Source organism: Actinophytocola sp. (assembly GCF_035712165.1).
GTDB lineage: Bacteria > Actinomycetota > Actinomycetes > Mycobacteriales > Pseudonocardiaceae > DASYTH01.
Window position 1 is genome coordinate 1 of record NZ_DASTBH010000353.1, and the last position, 2,846, is coordinate 2,846.

Genomic DNA, 2,846 nt, shown 5'->3' on the forward strand with positions numbered 1-2,846 from the left:
GAGCGGGGAGGGCCCGCCGGGCCGGTTCCCCGGGCGACGCGGCACCGGTGGACGCGGAGTTGGTGAACTGCGGGGTGGCCGCCTCGGGAGCGGCGGGGACCTCGACCGGTCGCTGCTCGGGGGCCGGCATCTCGCGCTGCGGCACGCCGGGCGGCACGACGCCGAGCGGCTCGCCGGCCGAGCTCGGCGGGGAGACCGGCCCACCGCCCAGCCCCAGGGCGCCGGCCGCCACCGTGCCGATCACCAGCAACGCGCCGGCGGCCACACCCAGCGTGCGCCGGGCGGTCCAGCCCGGATCGGATGACCCCGAACCGGTGGTCATCCCGGGGGTCAGCGGATGGCCTTCGCGTAACAGCAGATCGGCCACGCGCACGGGCCTGACCTCCACGTAAGCCACCGGAACACCTCCACGCAAGCAACCGGAAACAGAGCGTCACGACGAATGATCGCGACGGATCGTATCCATGAGGTCGCGCTGGGCCAAAACTTTCTCACCCGCCAGGGTGATGGCATTACGGATGGGGAGTGCGCCCCCGATTGCGCACTCCCCATCCGCCCCCTGGTTACTTGGACGCCGGAGCCGACAGTGACGTTGCTGGCGGTGTCGTTGCTGGCGGTGTTGATGTTGGCGGGGCCGATGCCGGCGGTATCGAGGTGAGGACCGACGGCGGGGTGCTCGCGCGCGGGATCACCACGGTGAACGGCGGACCGGTCCGCTCGACGCACTCACCGGTGTCCAGCCGCTCGACGATCGGCTGCGGAACCTGGTTGGTGACGTCCCCGTAGATCTCGTCGCAGCTCATCTTCAGAACGTTGATCGGGTTGCCGTCCTGGTCGTAGAGGTACACCTCGGACAGCGGCCGGCCATCCGGTCCGAACACGTAGACGTTGCGCTGCTGCGGCACGTTCGGCGAGCTGTCCACCAGGTAGACGTCGTTCCGGTAGGGAATGACGGACACCAGCCAGGCGGTCAGCACGAGGGTGTAGCCGATCGCGAAGGCGTTGGCGGCCGCCACGCCCCACCGCAGCCGCTGATCGGTCCGGGACCGGAAGCCGAGCGTGAGCACCAGTGCGGCCACAACCAGGAACATCTGTGCCGCCTCGGCCCGGGCCAGGCCGAGCAGCAGAGCGGCGGCGAGCACCAGGGTTCGCAACACCCCCCAGGCCGGGCGCAGCGACCGGAAGAAGCCGACCAGCCGCGCCGGCAGGGCCGCCACGAACCGGCGACCCGACTGGCGCGCCGCCGCCGCCTCGGGAAGGTCGTACAGGTCGCCCACCCGCACCGTGCCGCTGAGCAGCAGCGCGACCCCGAGCAGTGCGAACACCGCGAACACCGACATCGGAACGGGCGGATAGCGGCCGAACGGCCCCGCCAACCCCAGCACGAACGCGGCGAACACACCGGCCGTCAGGCCCCACAGCGTCAGCCGGGGCAGGGCCGTGCTCGAGCCGGCCGGCTCCGGCCCGTCGGCCGGGTAGCCCGCCGCGGCCCGCAGTTCAGCGGCGTACTGCTCCGGCGTGCCGAGCCGCTCGCTCAGCGCGTCGACCGTCACCTCGTCCAGCTCGTCGGCGATCTCCGACAGGTGCGGGCCGATGTCGCCGATGATCTCCTCGACCTCGCTGGCCGGCAGGCCGGCCAGGGCCGTCTTGGTGCGGGCCAGGTACTCGGCGACCGCGGGGTCCGTCTTGATGGTCATGCCGCCGCTCCCACCAGGCTGTCCATCGTGTCGGCGAAGGCCCGCCACGTCTTGCCGGAGTCGGCCAGCCGTTCCCGGCCGGTTTCGTTGAGCCCGTAGTACTTGCGGTGCGGCCCCTCCTCGCTGGGCACCACATAGGAGGTCAGCGCCCCCGCGTTGTACAGCCGGCGCAGCGTGCCGTACACCGACGCGTCCCCGACCTCCTCCAGTCCGGCCTGCCGCAACCGGCGCAGCACGTCGTAGCCGTACCCGTCCTCGTCCCGCAGCACCGCGAGCACCGCGAGGTCGAGGACGCCCTTGAGCAGTTGGCTGATCTCCATCCGGGCCTCCCAGTTCTCCGTGAAGGAGACTACCACGCATTGCGCAGTAGTGCGTGTAACTCAGCACCGGCAGACGTCCGGGCCGGGCTCAGGACCGGGGCCGGGGCTGGCAGCGGGGGCAGGAGAACGAGGACCGGTTCATGAAGGGCTCGCGCCGGATCGGCCGGCCGCACCGGGGACACGGCAGACCCTCCTGGCCGTACACCGCGAGCGACCGGTCGAAGTAGCCGGACTCCCCGTTGACGTTGACGTACAGGGCGTCGAACGAGGTGCCGCCGGCCCGCAGCGCCTCGGCCATCACCTCGGTGGCAGCGGCCAACAGCTCGCGGGCCTTCGCGGGGGACAGCCGGTCGGTCGGCCGGGCCCAGTGCAGCCGGGCGCGCCACAGCGCCTCGTCGGCGTAGATGTTGCCGATCCCGGAGACCAGGTTCTGGTCCAGCAGCGCGCGCTTGACCTCGGTGTGCCGCCGGCGTAACGACCGCACCACGGCCTCGGCGTCGAACCGGGGGTCCATCGGGTCCCGGCCGATGTGCGCCACGGACACCGGCAGCACGCTGCCATCGGCCTCGGTCAACGCCTCCACCGACAGCCCGCCGAACGTGCGCTGGTCGACGAAGCGCAGCTCCGGCCCGTCGTCGGAAAACCGCAACCGGACCCGCAGATGGGTCTCGATCGGCGCGCCTCCCGGCCGGATCAGCATCTGCCCGCTCAGACCCAGATGAGCCAGCAGCGCCTCGTCGGAGTTCAGCCGCGCCCACAGGTACTTGCCGCGCCGGTCCACCGCCTCCACCCGGCGGCCGACGAGCCGCCCCGCGAAGTCCACGGCTCC

At 71.9% G+C, this 2,846-nt stretch carries 4 protein-coding genes; all 4 read right to left on the minus strand.

What is annotated here, in order from left to right; translation table 11 throughout:
* On the minus strand, window positions 1-397 hold a 397-nt coding region (locus VFO68_RS19705; RefSeq protein ID WP_414635532.1), incomplete at its 3' end, for a hypothetical protein.
* Window positions 398-563: 166 nt separating this feature from the next.
* Window positions 564-1,697, minus strand: coding sequence for a DUF1700 domain-containing protein (locus tag VFO68_RS19710; protein ID WP_325159799.1), 1,134 nt, complete (start codon window positions 1,695-1,697; stop codon window positions 564-566).
* On the minus strand, window positions 1,694-2,017 hold the full coding sequence (locus VFO68_RS19715) for a PadR family transcriptional regulator (protein ID WP_325159801.1): 324 nt from the start codon (window positions 2,015-2,017) through the stop codon (window positions 1,694-1,696). Before VFO68_RS19715 ends, VFO68_RS19710 begins: the two co-directional genes overlap by 4 nt.
* Before the next feature lie 88 nt (window positions 2,018-2,105).
* On the minus strand, window positions 2,106-2,846 hold a 741-nt coding region (mutM, locus tag VFO68_RS19720), incomplete at its 5' end, for a bifunctional DNA-formamidopyrimidine glycosylase/DNA-(apurinic or apyrimidinic site) lyase (RefSeq protein WP_325159800.1).